The organism is Natronobacterium gregoryi SP2 (assembly GCF_000230715.2).
GTDB lineage: Archaea > Halobacteriota > Halobacteria > Halobacteriales > Natrialbaceae > Natronobacterium > Natronobacterium gregoryi.
In genome coordinates, this window is sequence record NC_019792.1 from 2,654,527 (window position 1) to 2,670,797 (window position 16,271).

Here is a 16,271-nt window from a genome sequence, read left to right on the forward strand (position 1 = left end):
CACCAGCCGTGACGCCGACGTACGAACTCGACGGGAGCGAGGCCGGCGGGCAGTTCGTCCGGACCGCACTCGCGCTGTCGGTCCTCGAGAACGAGCCGATCCGTATCGAGAACGTCCGCGGCGACCGGCCCGATCCCGGTCTCGCCCACCAGCACCTCGCGGTCCTCGAGACGATGGTCGAACTCTGTGATGCCGACGCGACGGGCGTCGAACTCGGCGCGGAGACGATCGAGTTCGATCCGGGACTAGATAACGGACTCGAGGGCGGCCAGTACGCCGTCGACATCGGCACTGCGGGCAGCGTGACGCTGCTTTTCGACGCCGTACTGCCGCTCGCGACCGTCCTCGAGTCGCCGCTCGAACTCACCGTCACCGGTGGGACGGACGTGAAGTGGTCGCCGCCGCTGGATTACTTCCGGCACGTGAAACTCCCGCTGCTCCGGGGGTTCGGGCTCGACGCTACCTGCGAACCCGAACGTCGCGGGTTCTACCCCGACGGCGGCGGCGAGGTGACGCTCCATCTCGAGCCCTCGGCGATCGACCCGATCGAACTCGAAGCACGCGGCGACCTCGAGACGGTGCGACTCTACTCGACGGAATCCGAGTCGCTGGCCGACCGGGACGTCGCCCACCGACAGGCCGAGGGGGGCGTCGAGCGCCTCGAGTGGGACGGCGACCTCGAGCGCCGGGAGACGACGGCGGACAGTCCGTCGTCGGGATCGGTGCTCGTGATCCGCGTCGAGCACGCACTCGAGGGTTCGAAACGGACGGGAATCGCAGGCTTCAGTTCCCTCGGCGAACGGGGGAAGCCAGCCGAGCGCGTCGGCGAGGATGCCGCCGACGCCGCGAACCGGTTCCGCGAGGGAACGGCACCCGTCGACCGGCACATGGCCGACCAGTTGCTCGTCTACCTTGCGATTGCCGGCGGACGGGTCCGGATTCCGGCCGTGACCGACCACGTCGAGAGCAGTCTCGAGTTGCTCGGGGAGATGGGTGTGGAAGCGACGCTCGAGCGCGACGTCAGCAACGCGGAAACCGCAGTCGTGGCGGTCGAACTCGAGTCGACGATTCGATAGTTACATCCGGCCGATGAACTGTCCGCCTTGACACCGCCGTCGTTCGTCCGGTTGACTCAACAATCCGGCTGGTCTTCGGGAGTGAGAACGTCTATCTCCGAGTCGGTGTAGCGGACGATCATTTTGGCACAGTAGTCTCTCTCGACGTCGGTTCGTTCCATGCGGAACACCCCCACTCCGACCTCGTCGTTCACGACCGCGTGTATCCGTTCTTCTGTCCCATCTCCAGGCAGAGACAGAGAAACTGTTTCGCGGTCGTTCGGTTCCACGTCTCGCTGGTTCCACTCGCTCAACCCGTCGGCCGTCTCTATGGCAAACGAGAAGATGTGTGCGGTATCGGCACGGTTCTGGAGTTCCAACTCGAGTTCTACTAGCTCTCCGTCAGTAACGAGGTCTGGACACCCAGCGAGCAAAAGGGACGAGGAACCAACAGCTAAGACACGTCGCCGAGATACTTTCATATATCCAACTATTCTGTGATGGTAGTTTAGTATTTCTACCTCGGGGAATTCGAGTTGGGGAAAGGTAGACACACTTTCGACGACACCTCAGACTCAGCAACGGTCTTATACTACGCCCGGGTGTGTACCGACATATGACAGCGACGCGTGCCAAACGGGAGGGTATCGGACCGTGAGTGAGGACGACCTCGTCGCCTTCGGCGAGACGATGCTTCGCCTCTCCCCACCGGGGAACGAACGGATCGAATCGGCCGACGAGTTCGAGGTGCGTGCCGGCGGCGCGGAGAGCAACGTCGCGATCGCCGCCCAGCGGCTGGGACTGTCCGCGACCTGGCTGTCGAAAGTGCCGGAGACGCCGCTCGGCCGGCGGGCGGTCGGCGAACTCCGCAAGGCTGGAATCGAGACCGACGTGGTCTGGAGCCACCGCGGCCGCCAGGGAACGTACTACCTCGAGCGGGCCGGCGAACCCCGCGGTGCGAACGTCATCTACGACCGGGAAAACACCGCTGTTTCGACGGCCAAAGCCCGCGAACTCGACCTCGAGCGGATCAAGTCGGCGTCGGTCTTTTTCACGACGGGGATTACGCCCGCGCTCTCGTCGACGCTGCGGGATACGACCGCGAGCCTGATCAAGGCGGCCCAGACCGGCGGGACGACGACCGCCGTCGACTTCAACTACCGGCGCAAGCTCTGGTCGCCCGAGGAGGCCAAGGAGACGATGACCCACCTGTTCCCGGGAATCGACCTGCTCGTGATCGCCGCCCGCGACGCCCGGACCGTCCTCGGCATCGAGGGTGACCCGCGACAGCTCGCCCACCGGCTCGGCTCCGAGTACGACCTCGACACCGTCGTCGTCACCCGCGGCGCAGAGGGTGCGGTCGGCTGGCACGACGGCGTCGTCCACGAACAGCCCGCCTACGAGACCGACACCGTCTCGAAGGTCGGCACCGGCGACGCCTTCACTGGCGCGTTCATCGCTCGTCGACTCGACGGCGACGACGTCTCGACCGCGCTCGAGTACGCCGCAGCTACGGCGGCCCTGAAGCGGACGATTCCGGGCGATATCGCGCTCGTTACGGAAGACGAAATCGAGGCCGTCGTCCGCGAAGGCGGCGAGACACTGTCCCGATAGGGCGACCCGCTCGAGAAAAACACACGAACCCGGCGACTGCGTCCAGCCGCTTTTTGCCGCTCGCTCGCTTACGATCGTTCGTGACGCGAGACGTCCGGCAGGCGACGACCGACGACGTCTGGGCGATCCACGAGACGGCACGCGAGAGCTGGCACGCCGCCTACGACGACTTGCTCGGCCCGGGTCGCGTCGACGGGATCGTCGACGACTGGTACGCACTCGGCGATCTCGAGTCGGCGATCGCAGACGCCAGCGGCCGTGACGACGCGCTCTTCCTCGTCGTGACGGCTGTCGAACGACGAGCGGACGGACCCGAGGAGACGAAGGCAACGGGGGTCGACGACGCGGACGACTGTCTCGGCTTCGCTCACCTCGTCCCGTGGCCCGAGGACCGGACGGTCGGCTACCTCGCGCGGATCTACGTTACTCCCGACCACTGGGGGGAAGGGATCGGGACGACTCTCCTCGAGCACCTCGAGGACGAGATCGACGCCTTCGAGCGCTTTCGACTCGCCGTGCTCGCCGGCAACGACGTCGGCGTCTCGTTCTACGAATCGGCGGGCTTCCAGCGTGTCACGACGCGGGAGACTGACTTGGGCGACGGACTCGAGGAGTACGTGTACGAGAAACGACTGTAAGAGAGAAATATGGAAGAGAGTTAACATTTCTCGAGAATAAGTAGTGAATATGAATCGGCGCAGAACGTTGATCGGTATTGGAGTTGCGTTCGTAGCTACGATAGCAGGTTGTCTCCAAGCAAGTGAAGGGAGTAACAAGGAATCGACCTCCGCCACTGGCGCAGTTGAACAGTATTTCCTAGCGCTGCAAGAGAACGATCGGGAGCGGGCGAACAAGCACGCACACCCAGACGGCGAGTACTACCTCGACGATGAGAGCGATCCCGTTCTGAGTGCGGAGGGGCTCACAATTGACGAAACGGAAGTCGTTGATGTCGAAACGGGCGTCCGACACATGCACGAAGACGCCGACGAGGTCTCCGTCGACGAACACGTCGAAGAAGAGAGAACTGTACTCGAAGCAGTTCAGGACGAGTACGGGTTCGACGACTACGCCTACGTACGTCACGACGCCGAAGCCGAGGGGCTCACGTTTAATTCGATCTCCGTCTGCTTCGAGAGCGACAGCGCGTGGGCTATCTGGTCGGTCCCAACCGTTCTCCGCGAACACTGATACGGAATGCTGTCCCGATGTACCGACGCGACCGCAGGATGGCTCGCGGTCGCACCGGAACTGACTGACAACAGACCGTCTGAGTGATCTACTGGTTGTGCTGTAGATAACAAGCCAGCAGTTGTACGTACAAGGGCTGGTATACTCTGGTTCGAAAAACCAAACCTGTCTTTCAAGTGCTATAGCGTCTTCTCGGCCTCGTCGTCGTCCACGACTTCGATGCCGCGGTTGTTGACCGCCATCGGATCGAGCCCGACTTCCTCGAGGAACCCTTTGTACTCGCGTTCGCACTGCTCGGCGTCTTTCTGCTTGTCGCTCGCGCGGTCACACAGTTCCACGAGGTTCTCGGGGACGTCGTTCTGGTAGACGATCCAGTGGTTGATCAGGTCCGAGAGGCGGCGAATGGGGCTGGTGAAGTGGCCGTAGATTTCGAAGTTCAGCGCGTGGTGGCCGCCGAACGGATCGTTCATATACTTCGCACGGGGCATCACCTTCATGACGGCCCACTGGATCTTGTCGAGTTGGCGGCCAGGGGCCTCCTCGAGGGTCGCGTTGACTGCCTTCCGGGGATCGTCCCAGGTGCTGCCGGGGATGGAGACGCCGTCTAAGTCCTGAATCTCCTGGAGGGCTTCGGACCACTCGTCCGGACTCGGCTGTGGGTGGACGCGGTACATCGCCTCGACGCCGCGGTCCCACATCAGCGTGTGCGTGACGGCTTTGTTCGCCTTCAGCATGCACTCCTCGATGATGGTGTGGGCACGGTCGCGGGCGGGGTTGAGCACGAGCGAGCCGTCCTCCTTTCGCTGTTCGTGCATCCGGTCGGCGAGTTTGTGGACGAGTTTGTTCTCCTCGTGGAGGGGCGCGTCGGGGTCGTCCAGTCGGTTCTCGGCCTGCGAGTAGGTGAGTCGCTCGTCGGAGCGGATAACCGACTTGTAGATGTCGATGCTCTCGTAGCCCAGGTTCTCCTTGTCGAGGTGCATCTCGACGGTGTGGGCCAGGCGGTCCTCGTTGGGGACCAGCGAACAGACCGTCTCGGCGAGCACCGGCGGCAGCATGTGGATCGTGTACCCCGGCAGGTAGACGGTATTACTGCGCTCGACGGCCGACCGCCACATCGCGGTGTCGGGATTGACGTAGTGAGTCACGTCGGCGATGTGGACCCAGAGCACGTACTCGTCGTCGCGTTCTTCGATCGAGAGCGCGTCGTCGAAGTCCTGAGCGTCGATCGGGTCCGTCGTCCACGTCGTCAGATCGCGGAGGTCCTCACGCTCGTCGACCTCCTCCCGAATCTCGGCTTGGACGCCTTCGGTTCGTTCTTCGGCCTCCTCGAGTACCTCCGGCGGGAAGCCGTCAGGAATCTCGAACTTCTCGAACAGTTCCTCGCGTTTGTTCTCGAGGTGACGCGCGAGGTCCTCGGAGATCTCGACGGAGCCCTGGCCTTCCGCCGTGCCGGCTTCGGCCTGGGCGTCTGTATCTGTGTCGTCGCTCATGCTTGAGATACAACAGGGCACACAGTTAGCGTTTGCTACAGAGATGCTTCGACCCGACAACTAACAGTTGAAACTTGAGTCGGAAAATATTACACCTTTGTAAAATACTATCAGGGCTGCCCATGTCAATGAAATTGGCACTGTCTAGTTTCGCACCTCCCCGGCTGGCGTTCGGCCATCGAGCGCTTGATTCGGTCGCTCATAGTTGTCGTGGTGTCTGAAGCGTCGGCTGCGTTGAATCGCTAGATTGCGTCGAGGAAGCTCAGTAAATCAAAGGAGTTGAAACTGGAGACTTCGGTTGCCTATGACTCAAATCTCCCGCTTCACCGAACGATGTGTTTCGATTGCTCAAACAATTACGAGTAAACGAGACAGACCCGCCACCCCGAAGGGTGACGGCGGATTCGCCGCTTATGCCCTCGTTTCGCTGCATGTCTCCGGATTTACCTCGATACGTCCTCTCGGGTGGCCGATCTCTCTGCACCCTCCACGCTGTGTAAGGCGTTTGACCGGATCGAGATGAGCGTCTGCCGAGTGCTGCTGTGCCAGTCGGCGCAGTTCGGCTCCTCTGAACACGCTGCAATCGACCCAGCGTTCTCTGAACGAGAGCGTGCCAGCCGCCACTACTGCCACCGAACAAGTTATTGTGGTCAGACGCTCAAAGTCACAAAACTCGTCGAGACAGCAACGCGAGCTGTCCTCGGCCTTCACTGCTCCACAACGTTAGAAGGCAATGACACAGATCGCTGTGAGCAGATAGTCCGCCGGAACGCGGGCGATCTGCAGTCTTTGGCCGCTGATAAGGACTATGACAAGTAACAACTCCGCGAACGACTCCGTGAACTTGGCATTCGCCCGTTGGTCAAACACCGAACGCTCTTGTGAAGGACATTGTTGGTGAGTCAGAGAACAGTTCGAACGATGTCTTTCAGGGCTTTTCGACCGGGTTTGCGTAGGATTTTCCGACGAAATTCGAAGAGTCTGAGATACGTGGTGAGTTTGTCCTTCGAGATACCTCGATGCGGCGAGAGCCACCGTCGCGCCAGCGACGCGTGGCTCTCGCACGTATTCACGTGTACATCTCCATCAACGTACTCTCCCTCGCCGTGAATAACCGCTTCTCGCTGGTACGTTTCGTCCGTCTCTAACGGGTCGTAGGCACGAAAGCCGTCGGTATAGACTGTCAGCGACTCCTCCTCGTGGGAATCGAGGAGGAGTCGCACAGCCGATTCGTCGGCGGATTTCGACGGGATGACGTATCGCTGATCGCTACCGCGATCAACGAGGACAAACACAGGTGGCTTGTCTTCGTCGTAGTTTCCTCTGCCACGTTTCGAGAGACCACGCGAGCGCGACTCCTGGTCGCGCTCGCGGCCTTTCTTTCCGGCAGAAACGTAGAACTCATCGATCTCGACGGGGCCAACGAGATCGAGCTGAGGCGCGTCGAGCGTTCTGGCGAAACGCTCGACGCGCCGGTGAAGCGATCGGTAGGAGACGTCAATTTCAGCGTCTAACTGGCGGATACTCGTGTTGAATCGGAGCAACGAGTAGAACGCGAACAACAGCTTGTCAAGGCCGATCTTCGCGTGCGCGAAGATCGTGCCGGTCTTGTCGTTGAACGTGCGTCCACAATTTTTACAGCGATACCGCTGATACTCTCGATAGCTGCCGTACTTGATCACCGATTCAGACTGGCAGCGCGGGCACTGGAGGCCCTCGCGCCAGCGAACCTGCTCCAGCAGGTTCGCGGCGCTCGCCTCTGAGCGAAACACTTCAACTGGGAACATAGTCGGGTGATGCTGACGCATCACCCTTGCCCGCTACGCTTTCACAGCGCCAGCTCTGTTCGACCAACAATCTGCTTCCGAAGAGCGAACACCGAATCTTCGTTCCGTAGGATCACGCGCACAACGCCCGAATTGACGAAGATCGATACGCTCAGGACTCAATGAACGAAACCGTCAACTCCGCAGTCAAGTGCTCGTTCGACTACGCCGTGCGGGCGCGTAGCTGGTATCAAGAGTGACATAAAATCGCGCTGATGTGTATCGTCTCCAACATCAAACGTGCAGTCAAACAGTGAAATCCACCGCCTTACAGCGATTCAACAGGACCACCCCTACGGTTATTCTGCTTCATTTCCCTGCTCTTCACAGAGTAATCGGAGCGGATGCCACGGGGCTCGACCCCGAAGTTGTTGACATTAGTCGTGTTAGTTGGTTTCTGTGTATCTGCCAGCGATAAATCCAAATATGAGTGTCAGGAACTCCGTCAGTGGAGAAGTGAGTTCTGTTATTCCGACGGCAACAAGAAACAATATCGCCAAAAATCCTATCGTGAAAAGGAGGGCAATTATTCCACCCCAATCGGCTTCCCCAGTGCCTAATAGTGATTTGAACCCTACCGCTTCGGACGTTCGCTTCTGAATTGGTTCCACGCCCATACAATGAGCGACGCCAAACATCTACTTAAATCGTATTGGTGGTGTAACATATTTTGTAGACCGGTGAACATTCAAGCATGTGACATCCTCCGCACCCTGAAGGGCGCGGCTTCCCGTACGGCAGGGTGGGATATTTGCCGGTCGACGATACGACCTGTTCTCTCGTGGGAAACACTCGCTCTCGCGGCCGAACAGGTATAATAATTACTGATACGGATTGCTGTAAGACATTGGCGATGCAACCACGCCCCGCCTTGCGGTTGCACCGGTAAATCAGTACAGAAACCGTAGAATCCCCATGGAGCAGTAGCACGTACGAGTCCGGAAACACACTCTACGTGCTGGTGCAAACGGTACCGACCCATATTCCCCATCTCCAGAACCGTCAGTTAAATGCGTTGTCGAGTCTCATACCCGGGAAGAAGTGCGCGCCCGTGAGTCAGACAGTGACTTCGAGTTCTGCACCGGTTGGGGGAGAGTCGTGCATCCGTTCTAGTTTAGCAGATCGGGGTATCCAGAAACGCCAAGCTAGAATTGTCAGTAACTAGGAATGTGAGAATCCGGTGGGAAGTGTGTACAAACCACCGGATTCAGTAGTTGTGAATCGAATTCAAAGAGCGTTTCCATCTGATGAGTTGCGCGAGCGTGCTCGCGCAACGAATCTCATCCAGCGAGAGCGGAAACTCGACGTCGTCGGCCTGTTTTACACGCTTTCACTCGGCTTCGCTGCCGGATCTGATCGATCCATTCAGGCGTTTCTCGAACGCTACGTCGAGATGGCTGACTGTGACGAACTCTCGTATGCAACGTTTCACGGCTGGTTCAAACCGGGATTCGTTGCACTCCTTCGAGAGATTCTCGATGACGCCATCGAGAATCTCGATACGGGCCAAACCGAGCTTACCGGACGTCTCAAACGATTTCGAGACGTCCTCATCGTCGATGCTACGGTCATCTCGCTCTACCAAGACGCCAGAGACGTCTATGCACTCGATGACGACCGAGCCGGGGCGAAACTTCACCTCACCGAATCGCTCTCGACGGGGCTTCCGACACGATTCCAGACAACCGACGCAACCACCCACGAACGGAGCCAGCTACCCACCGGTGAGTGGGTAGCTGGCGCCCTCATCCTGTTCGATCTCGGCTACTACGATTTCTGGCTGTTCGACCGCATTGACGCCAATGGCGGCTGGTTCGTCTCTCGCGTCAAGGAAAATGCAGACTTCGAGATTGTCGAGGAACTCCGTACGTGGCGCGGCAACAGCATTCCGCTAGAAGGCCAGTCGCTGCAGGCCGTCCTCGACGACCTGCAGCGACAGGAAATCGACGTACAGATCACGCTCTCGTTCGACCGCAAACGAGGGTCGGGCGCCAGCGCGACCCGAACCTTCCGATTAGTCGGCGTTCGCAACGACGACAGCAGCGAGTATCATCTGTACCTGACGAATCTGGACAGAGACGACTACCGCGCGCCCGATATCGCACAGCTCTATCGGGCGCGCTGGGAGATCGAACTGCTGTTCAAAGAACTTAAATCACGGTTCGATTTGGACGAGATCAACACGACCGACGCTTACATCATCGAGGCGCTGATCATCATGGCAGCACTCTCGCTGTTGATGAGCCGGGTTATCGTCGACGAACTCCAGAAACTGGACGCAACCCAGCGAGACCGCGCCGACGACGCCGCGGCGTCGTCGACGCGGCTCCCTCGACGACGCTGTTCACACGCCGTCGAACGGCACGCGCACCTGATCCAGTTGTACCTGATGCTTGATCTGGGGTACGAACTACCGGATCTTGATTCGTTGTTGCTGTGGTCGTCACGAGATCCAAATCCACATCGTCCGAGGTTACGTGAACAGGTAGAGTCAGGCGAGTTCTGGTAGAAAACTCGCCTGACGAGACGGTCTGGATCGCCCGGCCTGATCAGCGACGGCTTTGGAACGGCGGCGCACTCACGACCGCGAGTGCGCCGCCTTCGACGGGAGAGATGGTCGAACAGTAGCTGGTCTGCCGGAACAGCAGTGATCTCGGTGTGATTGTGGTCAGACTCGACGTAATTTCGGCGTGATCTTCGTCTCAGTCGGTCACTAAGCTAGAACGGATGGAGAGTCGTGGTGAATCAGACGTGTGGACCGTTCGATAACACACTACGCCCGTGAAGCGGTGGGCGAGCCAGGCTGACGAGTCGGATACCGTCTTCGAGCGGTCACCCTGAGTCGGATCGGTGGGGGAGCACCTGGCCCCAGACGTGTTTTTCGAGGAGCCTGACGGTCATCGGTCGGTCCACCTCGAGACAGCAGGACAGTCGCGGGTGACCTCCTCCTCACCGTAAACAGTAGTTGCCGAAACAACGGACCAAAATCCCTGAAACTCTTTGATTCGTTAGGGTAGTTGGTGGCACTAGCGTACGATAGCTGAAGCGGCACGATCAAGGAAGCGAAGGAGCGCCGTACAGCGGCGCTCCGAAGCGTTGTCACTCACTTTGCTTCTTCTTGACCGATCTTCTCGGTCGGTGCAGAGAGCGGTCTATCCGTAGTCAGCCAAGAGCACGAATTCACGGAATATCTTCGTCGAGATCGGTGGTTTTCCAGGAATCGTTCCCTCTGTGACGAGAACGTTCGCCAGAACCCAGAGATTGTACAGCGCAACTGCGAACAGAAAGTAGAACAGTCGCACCGAGAACGTCGGCGACGGCGTTCTCGGAAGAAAGTCTCCGATTTGGCGATAGGAGGGTTCAATTCCCCAGCGGCGGCGGAACACCGCCGCGTACGCTCGGGCGGACCCAGGTGTAAGCTCGAGGTTTGTAACGAACCACACGGAATCGCCCTCTTTTGAGCGACGAGGGACTGCAAAGACCGTTACGGGAACCGATGCGGTCGGTTCCCGCTTGCGCTGCATGAGATAGTCGTCGACGACCGTCTCAGCGTCGGCGCTGAGACGGCCTTTCATCCCTTTACTCGGACGTGCACGGACGATATAGTCGACGTCGTGTTGCTCGAGTTCCGCAACGACGTGAACCTGGTAGAACCCTCTATCGAGGTAGACGTGTCTGATTGCGACGTACTCTTGTGCGGTTTCGAGAAGCGAGCGAACGGTTTCGCGCTTTTCGCGAAAGCCGTTCGCTTCCAGTGCCAGGACATCGAGTGTAAACCGCGTTCCTGGTGCAACGATACAGATCGTCGCAAAACAGTACGTTCGATTGGTTCCCTAATCGGGATAGGTAATCAGGACGTGGTCAGTGTCTGCATTGCCGTAAAACCGCCACTGGTGGAGGTCGATCGCAACATCGACACACTCGGGTAAGAGCCGTCGTTTCCGGAGGATCTCGAAGAGGTCGTCGCTGACGCCATCGAACTGGCCGTCGATGGCGTCCGCCTCCATGTTCCGAAGGTGGGAGAGAAGCGACTTTGCGAGTCCGTTGCGAGCCGTCGACGTCACGTCGACGGGCTCGCCGTCATCGAGTTGACACGTTTTCTCAGCTGTGTTGGCAAACTCCTGTTCGAAGGCGACACGAGAGAGGAACTTCTCGAAGTCTTCTCTCGTATAGCTCCCACCGGATTTGATGCCAAAGTCGAGCGCTGGATACACGATGGTGGATGCGGCGCGACAGACCTGTTTTGCTTCGGTCGTTTCGACCATAGCAGCCCTACCAGCAACGGCACAAATTAGGTTCGGCGTCTACTGTGAACGGCGGGATTCTCTCCTTGAAGAAAGATAGCCGAACCGGACGGCGGCAGCGTCGTGCCAGTGGGCTGGGTCGGGTGCCGGGTCGACCGCGACGGTACAGGTGGCACACAGGCCCTAGCCACCGCAATTGAGTTGCGACGAGACGGTTCCGTAGGTCGAAAACCCTCGGTTGCGGAGGGCGTCCCGAAGTATCGTTCCGCGTTCGACTGTGATCGTCGATCGGTCGTCGCCGTCGATCACGGTGAGTTCGACCGGTTCGCTTACGGTCACGGTTCCTCCGGATCGGCTTTCTCCTCCGTTCGGTCAGTGTGTTGCCCCCAGTATCCGGGGTACTTCTCGACGACGAGGTCGTCTTCGACGCGGAGCTGACAGGCAAGTCGGAGCCCGGATGCCGTATCGTGTGGCGGAATCGACAGGCGAAGGCGTTCCCGGGAACCGGGCGCTCCCACCTCGCCGGACACTGCAACGGCGCAGGTACCACACGATCCCAGCCCACGACAATTGAGGGTGTCGGCACGGCCGTTGTGCGGTGACTCGTCCGCACGGAGAAGGACGTTCCGAAGCACTGCGTCCGTTTCGCACTCGAGTTCCCGATCGTGAATGGTAACAGTAGGCACGATCGGTTTCCGGGCGCGAGAGACAAAACCGCACTGCCATACCAAGTGATGGGGACGCTCTGTGGGAGAGCGTCGGGCGAGTAGGGAGACCACCGAACAGTTGAGGATGGTGGGACACGAATGCTCTGGTACTCGTGTCGAACACCGACCGGACACACGACCTCGTTCTCTGGGGCGCAACCGGCGTCGCCGGCCGTCTCGTCGCCGAACACCTCACCGAACAGTACACGCCGGACGAGCTCTCGCTCGCGCTCGGCGGCCGTGACGAGACGCGGCTTTGCGAACTGGAAGCCACACTCGTAGAGCAGTGTTCCGACTGGCAGGAGCTTCCGATCGTCGTCGGCGACGCGACGGATCGGGAGAGCCTGGACGCCATCGCCGAAAAGACCCGTGTCGTCTGTACGACCGTCGGCCCGTACACGAAGTATGGCACGCCGCTCGTCGAAGCGTGTATTTCGGCAGGAACCGACTACTGCGACCTCACCGGCGAAGTAAACTGGGTCCGGGAGATGATCGACCGGTACCACGAGGACGCGGTCGATGCGGGCTCACGCATCGTCCACAGTTGCGGCTTCGACTCGATCCCCGCCGATCTCGGTACGAAGCTCGTACAGTCGTTCGCCATTGACGAGTTCGAGACGCCCTGTGATCTGGTTCGGATCTACCTCGAGGACGGTCGCGGCGGGGTAAGCGGCGGAACGGCCTCGAGCGTCGTCGAACTGTTCCGGGCTGCGTCCACCGATCCGGTCGCCCGGCAGACGCTTCGGAACCCGTATTCGCTGGCACCGCCGGGCGAGCGCGACGGCGTCGATCCCGGCGCGCAGTCGTTCCCGAGAAAAGACCCGCTTCGAGGCGAGTGGACGGCTCCGTCGCCGATGGCGGTCATGAACGAGCGAGTGATTCGACGGAGCAACGCCTTGCTCGAGTACCCGTGGGGTCGTGAGTTCGAGTGTACGGAGGTCGTTCCTGTCGGCTCGGGTCCCGTCGGTCTGGTGGGGGCAAGCGCCGTCACGGCCGGCCTCGGGGCAGCGACTGCAGCACTGGCGTTTGGCCCGACACGGGAAGCCCTCCGGCGCTTCGCGTTCCCCGATCCGGGCGAGGGACCGACGAGAGAGGAGATCGAGAGCGGATACTTTACGCTTCGCGTGCTCGGTCGCGGAACCGCAACCGACGGCCCGTTCGTCGTCGAGAGTCGAGTCAGCGCTGATCGTGATCCTGGATACGGCGCGACCGCGAAGATGCTCGGTGAGGCCGCGATGTGTCTCGTCCGCGAGGAGGTCGACTCGCCGCTCGAGGGCGGCATCCTCACTCCGGCGGCAGCTATCGGCGATCCGCTTGCTGACGGGCTTCGTCGGGCGGGACTGGCCGTCGAAGTGGGCGAGTGGGACTCCGATCAGACGTAGTGGTCGTGACTGCTGGCTCCGAGATCGACGGCGGGGTCCTGTCCTCGAGCAGTGACCGCCGTGCTCTGCTGGGCGCGGCTTCCCGTCCTGCAGGGAGCTCATTTACCGCTCTCCGACAGGATCTGTTCTCTCGTGTGAACTGTCTCTCTCGCAACCGAACGGATGTTTCGAGGGTGTGTCGTCGAAAATATTCGATTTTCGTGCTGGCGTGAGAGTACGTCTCCGACGGGGCAACGCCCTCGTTTCGTGTCGGCGAGGCCGAGAATCACTCACTCACTCGTCGCGTACACCTGCTGCTCGAGATAGACGTCGATCTCCTCGCGGACGTCTGCGAGCCACTCGGTGCCGTCCGCCGAAACCCGCCGAAAGAGCGCGCCGGTCTGTAGCGTCGTCAGCGTCGAGGCGACAGCCTCGGGGTCACACTCCTGAAACACGCTCTGTTCGATTCCCTCTCGAACGATCGTCGTTAGTTGTCGGTCGAACGCACGGTCGCTTCGCGTGAAGTGGTCGCGGTACGCCGGGTCGTAGTTCGCCCGTGCCCGCAACTCCAGTGTCGTCGCGAAGAACTGCTGATGTTCGTCGTCGAATTCGCACGCGAACATCCAGTCGACGGCCGCCTCGAGTCGTGCGCGCGGATCTTCGATTTCGCTGTCGTCCATCGTCGACTCGAACTCCGCTAGCATGAACTCGAGACAGGCGAGAACGAGGTCGTCTTTCCCGTCGTAGTGGTGGTAGATAAGCGACTGGCTCTTCTCGAGTTCGTCGCCGATTCGCGTGATCGTCAGGTCGGCATAGCCGTGTTCGACGAGGGCACGATAGGTTGCTGCGAGGATTTCTTCGCGGGTTCCGGACGGATTCTCGAAGAGTTTCTTACCCACGACGAGCACCCCCAGATCGGTCGACGACGATCAACCACGAGGCGTCCATCGAGGCGATACTTTACACAGCGTCCTTATAAACGCCCTGATTGAACGTTCAATCAAAACGATTATGTTCGTTCTTCCGTTCTATCGAGTGATGAGTACGTACGCCCCACGCTCTTTCTCTCGGCGATCCGATCGGCCAGTTCGTGGCCCGAGACGTCGAAATGCACGGACAGACGATCGACCGTCGTCGACGCGGTCGCGGGGGCGGCGATGAACCAGAACCAGAACCAGAATCAGGATCGAACCCGGAACCGAACCCGACTGCTCGCTCTCGTCGTCCTCTCGCTTGCTCTCGTCGGGGCAGCGACAGCTCCGGCACTCGTCAGCGCCGTCGAGCGAGGGAGTCCGAACCTGGACGTCTATCTCGAGGACGACGAGGTCGAGACCGGGACCGAAGAGACACTCGAGTTACAGATTCAGAACGACGCGGAGGTAGTCGTCGGGGCAGGAGAACGCTCTACGATTGCCCGTGGCGTAAGCGTCGAAATAGAGGATGCCGGCCCGTTCGAAGCGAAGTCCGGCGAGACCGCGCTCGGCCAGATACAGGACGGACAGGTCGTCGACGCGCCACAGCGCATCGCCGTTCCCGATTCGGTCGAGCCGGGCGAGTACGACGTAAGCGTGCGGGTTCGGTATGCGTATATAAGTCCAATCTTCGAAGGATCGTCGAGTACGGAGCGACAGACGATGAGCGACCGGCTCGACGTGACCGTCGTCGTTCCCGACGAGCCACGATTCGACGTGACCGACGTCTCGACGGCGGTCGAACCCGGTGCGAGCGGTGAGGCAGTACTCGAGATCGAGAACACCGGCCCAGTACCGTCTAACTACACCAAAACTGCAGTTTCCGGTGGAAACGGTATCACGGTCGACGGCGGGACGCCCGACGCGCCGACCGAAGAGGTACTCGGCGACCTCGAGCCAAACGAGTCGACGACGATGACTGTCGACGTCGGGATCGACGACGGCGTCAGCGCCGGCGACCGGCCGCTCGAGGTCGACTTCTTCTACCACGACGACGACGGCATCGAGCGCCAGGCAAACAGCGTGGCCACGTCGCTGGCGACGATCGACCAGTCGTTCTCGATCGACGGCCTCGAGAGTACCCTCGCAGTCGGCTACGACGGCGTCGTAACTGGAGCGGTTACGAACGACGGTCCGCGTACGATCGACGACGCCGTTCTGACGGTTGCGCCACAGAGCGACTCGCTTTTCGTCGAGGACACGCGGTACGCGCTGCCCGAACTGAAGTCAGGCGAGAGCGCCGAGTTCCGATATCCGACTGACGTCAGCGGCCAGGCCGACGCCGGACCACGACAACTCCAGTTCACCGTCGAGTACTCCGGCGGCGATCGTACGACGCTAGAGGACGGCCCGATGTCAGAGCGGGTCGTCGTCGACGACGACCACGAGGAGTTTGCCATCGAAACCGGCGAGGCGGACGTCCGGCAGGGCGAGACCAGCGAGGTCGTTCTCGAGGTCACGAACGATCGCCCGGAGACGTTCTCGAATATCGACGCCAAGCTCTACACCGATAGTCCGCTCGAGGCACCGAACAGTGATGCCTTCGTGAGCGAACTCGGGCCAAACGAGTCGGCCGAGCTTCGCTTCGAGATCACGGCCGCACCCGACGCGGCGGTCGAGGTTCACCCGGTCGAGCTCGATTTCGAGTACGACACCGAGCGCGGCGAGACTGCCGTCTCCGATGTCTACCAGCATCCGATCGACGTCGGTGCCGGCGAAGACGACGACAGCAACGTCGGCTCGATCGTCACGGTGATGGCCTTCCTGACAGTCGCCGGTCTCGGAGCCGGCCTCTGGTGGCGACGAGCGTAA

Annotated in this window: 15 protein-coding genes and 5 pseudogenes; 9 read left to right on the forward strand and 11 right to left on the reverse strand. The window is 60.5% G+C overall.

Annotated elements, in window-relative coordinates; genetic code table 11:
- The first annotated feature begins 8 nt into the window (after nt 1-8).
- The gene (gene rtcA / locus NATGR_RS13250; RefSeq protein ID WP_005580519.1) at nt 9-1,076 is read left to right on the forward strand and encodes an RNA 3'-terminal phosphate cyclase; all 1,068 of its coding nucleotides are present in this window, start codon (nt 9-11) and stop codon (nt 1,074-1,076) included.
- Nucleotides 1,077-1,132: 56 nt separating this feature from the next.
- Here the strand turns inward: rtcA and NATGR_RS13255 are convergent, their stop codons facing one another.
- Nucleotides 1,133-1,609: a hypothetical protein gene (locus NATGR_RS13255; protein WP_139222436.1), complete on the reverse strand. Its 477-nt coding sequence runs from the start codon at nt 1,607-1,609 to the stop codon at nt 1,133-1,135.
- 100 nt (nt 1,610-1,709) lie between these two features.
- Here NATGR_RS13255 and kdgK1 point away from each other — a divergent pair, with 100 nt between their 5' ends.
- The 3 genes from kdgK1 to NATGR_RS13270 all read left to right on the forward strand — a co-directional run bounded on the left by kdgK1 (nt 1,710) and on the right by NATGR_RS13270 (nt 3,860).
- Nucleotides 1,710-2,669, forward strand: a complete 960-nt coding sequence (gene kdgK1, locus NATGR_RS13260; protein WP_005580521.1) for a bifunctional 2-dehydro-3-deoxygluconokinase/2-dehydro-3-deoxygalactonokinase — start codon at nt 1,710-1,712, stop codon at nt 2,667-2,669.
- A gap of 80 nt (nt 2,670-2,749) precedes the next feature.
- Entirely contained in the window at nt 2,750-3,307 is a 558-nt protein-coding gene (locus tag NATGR_RS13265; protein WP_005580522.1) for a GNAT family N-acetyltransferase, read from the forward strand.
- 49 nt (nt 3,308-3,356) lie between these two features.
- On the forward strand, nt 3,357-3,860 hold the full coding sequence (locus NATGR_RS13270; RefSeq protein ID WP_005580523.1) for a hypothetical protein: 504 nt from the start codon (nt 3,357-3,359) through the stop codon (nt 3,858-3,860).
- A 179-nt stretch (nt 3,861-4,039) separates the two neighbouring features.
- Here the strand turns inward: NATGR_RS13270 and NATGR_RS13275 are convergent, their stop codons facing one another.
- Complete coding sequence (locus tag NATGR_RS13275) at nt 4,040-5,350, reverse strand: RNB domain-containing ribonuclease (RefSeq protein ID WP_005580524.1); 1,311 nt, start codon at nt 5,348-5,350, stop codon at nt 4,040-4,042.
- A gap of 144 nt (nt 5,351-5,494) precedes the next feature.
- Nucleotides 5,495-5,578: pseudogene (locus NATGR_RS19510) on the reverse strand (IS6 family transposase); the annotation flags it as partial.
- Between the two features lie 76 nt (nt 5,579-5,654).
- Between NATGR_RS19510 and NATGR_RS18985 the strand changes: the two are divergent.
- A pseudogene (locus NATGR_RS18985) lies at nt 5,655-6,166 on the forward strand (IS5/IS1182 family transposase); the annotation flags it as partial.
- 86 nt (nt 6,167-6,252) lie between these two features.
- On the opposite strand, the gene NATGR_RS13280 reads toward NATGR_RS18985, so the two are convergent.
- Nucleotides 6,253-7,137: an IS1595-like element ISNagr10 family transposase gene (locus NATGR_RS13280; protein WP_015233176.1), complete on the reverse strand. Its 885-nt coding sequence runs from the start codon at nt 7,135-7,137 to the stop codon at nt 6,253-6,255.
- Nucleotides 7,138-7,220: 83 nt separating this feature from the next.
- Between NATGR_RS13280 and NATGR_RS19515 the strand changes: the two are divergent.
- A pseudogene (locus NATGR_RS19515) lies at nt 7,221-7,376 on the forward strand (IS5/IS1182 family transposase); the annotation flags it as partial.
- A 186-nt stretch (nt 7,377-7,562) separates the two neighbouring features.
- On the opposite strand, the gene NATGR_RS13285 reads toward NATGR_RS19515, so the two are convergent.
- Complete coding sequence (locus NATGR_RS13285) at nt 7,563-7,793, reverse strand: signaling protein (RefSeq protein ID WP_231990894.1); 231 nt, start codon at nt 7,791-7,793, stop codon at nt 7,563-7,565.
- Nucleotides 7,794-8,356: 563 nt separating this feature from the next.
- Between NATGR_RS13285 and NATGR_RS13290 the strand changes: the two genes are divergently transcribed.
- Nucleotides 8,357-9,685 (forward strand): IS4 family transposase, encoded by a 1,329-nt coding sequence (locus NATGR_RS13290; protein ID WP_049887804.1) that lies wholly within the window; start codon nt 8,357-8,359, stop codon nt 9,683-9,685.
- A 323-nt stretch (nt 9,686-10,008) separates the two neighbouring features.
- On the opposite strand, the pseudogene NATGR_RS20660 reads toward NATGR_RS13290, so the two are convergent.
- The 5 genes and pseudogenes from NATGR_RS20660 to NATGR_RS13305 form a co-directional block, all read right to left on the reverse strand.
- Nucleotides 10,009-10,119: pseudogene (locus NATGR_RS20660) on the reverse strand (ferredoxin); the annotation flags it as partial.
- Between the two features lie 209 nt (nt 10,120-10,328).
- Nucleotides 10,329-10,979, reverse strand: a complete 651-nt coding sequence (locus tag NATGR_RS20290; protein ID WP_338087372.1) for a transposase — start codon at nt 10,977-10,979, stop codon at nt 10,329-10,331.
- A 30-nt stretch (nt 10,980-11,009) separates the two neighbouring features.
- On the reverse strand, nt 11,010-11,441 hold the full coding sequence (locus NATGR_RS20295) for a hypothetical protein (protein WP_231990879.1): 432 nt from the start codon (nt 11,439-11,441) through the stop codon (nt 11,010-11,012).
- Between the two features lie 75 nt (nt 11,442-11,516).
- A pseudogene (locus NATGR_RS20665) lies at nt 11,517-11,759 on the reverse strand (2Fe-2S iron-sulfur cluster-binding protein); the annotation flags it as partial.
- Nucleotides 11,756-12,106, reverse strand: coding sequence for a 2Fe-2S iron-sulfur cluster-binding protein (locus NATGR_RS13305; protein WP_005580530.1), 351 nt, complete (start codon nt 12,104-12,106; stop codon nt 11,756-11,758). The pseudogene NATGR_RS20665 and the gene NATGR_RS13305, both read right to left, overlap by 4 nt.
- Before the next feature lie 134 nt (nt 12,107-12,240).
- Here NATGR_RS13305 and NATGR_RS13310 point away from each other — a divergent pair, with 134 nt between their 5' ends.
- On the forward strand, nt 12,241-13,509 hold the full coding sequence (locus tag NATGR_RS13310; protein ID WP_005580531.1) for a saccharopine dehydrogenase family protein: 1,269 nt from the start codon (nt 12,241-12,243) through the stop codon (nt 13,507-13,509).
- Between the two features lie 269 nt (nt 13,510-13,778).
- On the opposite strand, the gene NATGR_RS13315 is transcribed toward NATGR_RS13310, so the two are convergent.
- Nucleotides 13,779-14,396: a TetR/AcrR family transcriptional regulator gene (locus NATGR_RS13315; RefSeq protein ID WP_005580533.1), complete on the reverse strand. Its 618-nt coding sequence runs from the start codon at nt 14,394-14,396 to the stop codon at nt 13,779-13,781.
- A gap of 249 nt (nt 14,397-14,645) precedes the next feature.
- On the opposite strand from NATGR_RS13315, the gene NATGR_RS13320 reads away from it, so the two are divergent.
- On the forward strand, nt 14,646-16,271 hold the full coding sequence (locus NATGR_RS13320; protein WP_005580534.1) for a COG1361 S-layer family protein: 1,626 nt from the start codon (nt 14,646-14,648) through the stop codon (nt 16,269-16,271).

What these genes read in the sequence shown, in the direction of transcription:
- NATGR_RS13320 (WP_005580534.1), top strand. Translation starts at nt 14,646, where the DNA reads ATGAACCAGAACCAGAACCAGAATCAGGATCGAACCCGGAACCGAACC.
- NATGR_RS13280 (WP_015233176.1), bottom strand. Translation starts at nt 7,137, where the DNA reads ATGTTCCCAGTTGAAGTGTTTCGCTCAGAGGCGAGCGCCGCGAACCTG.
- NATGR_RS13275 (WP_005580524.1), bottom strand. Translation starts at nt 5,350, where the DNA reads ATGAGCGACGACACAGATACAGACGCCCAGGCCGAAGCCGGCACGGCG.
- NATGR_RS13270 (WP_005580523.1), top strand. Translation starts at nt 3,357, where the DNA reads ATGAATCGGCGCAGAACGTTGATCGGTATTGGAGTTGCGTTCGTAGCT.
- NATGR_RS13285 (WP_231990894.1), bottom strand. Translation starts at nt 7,793, where the DNA reads ATGGGCGTGGAACCAATTCAGAAGCGAACGTCCGAAGCGGTAGGGTTC.
- NATGR_RS20295 (WP_231990879.1), bottom strand. Translation starts at nt 11,441, where the DNA reads ATGGTCGAAACGACCGAAGCAAAACAGGTCTGTCGCGCCGCATCCACC.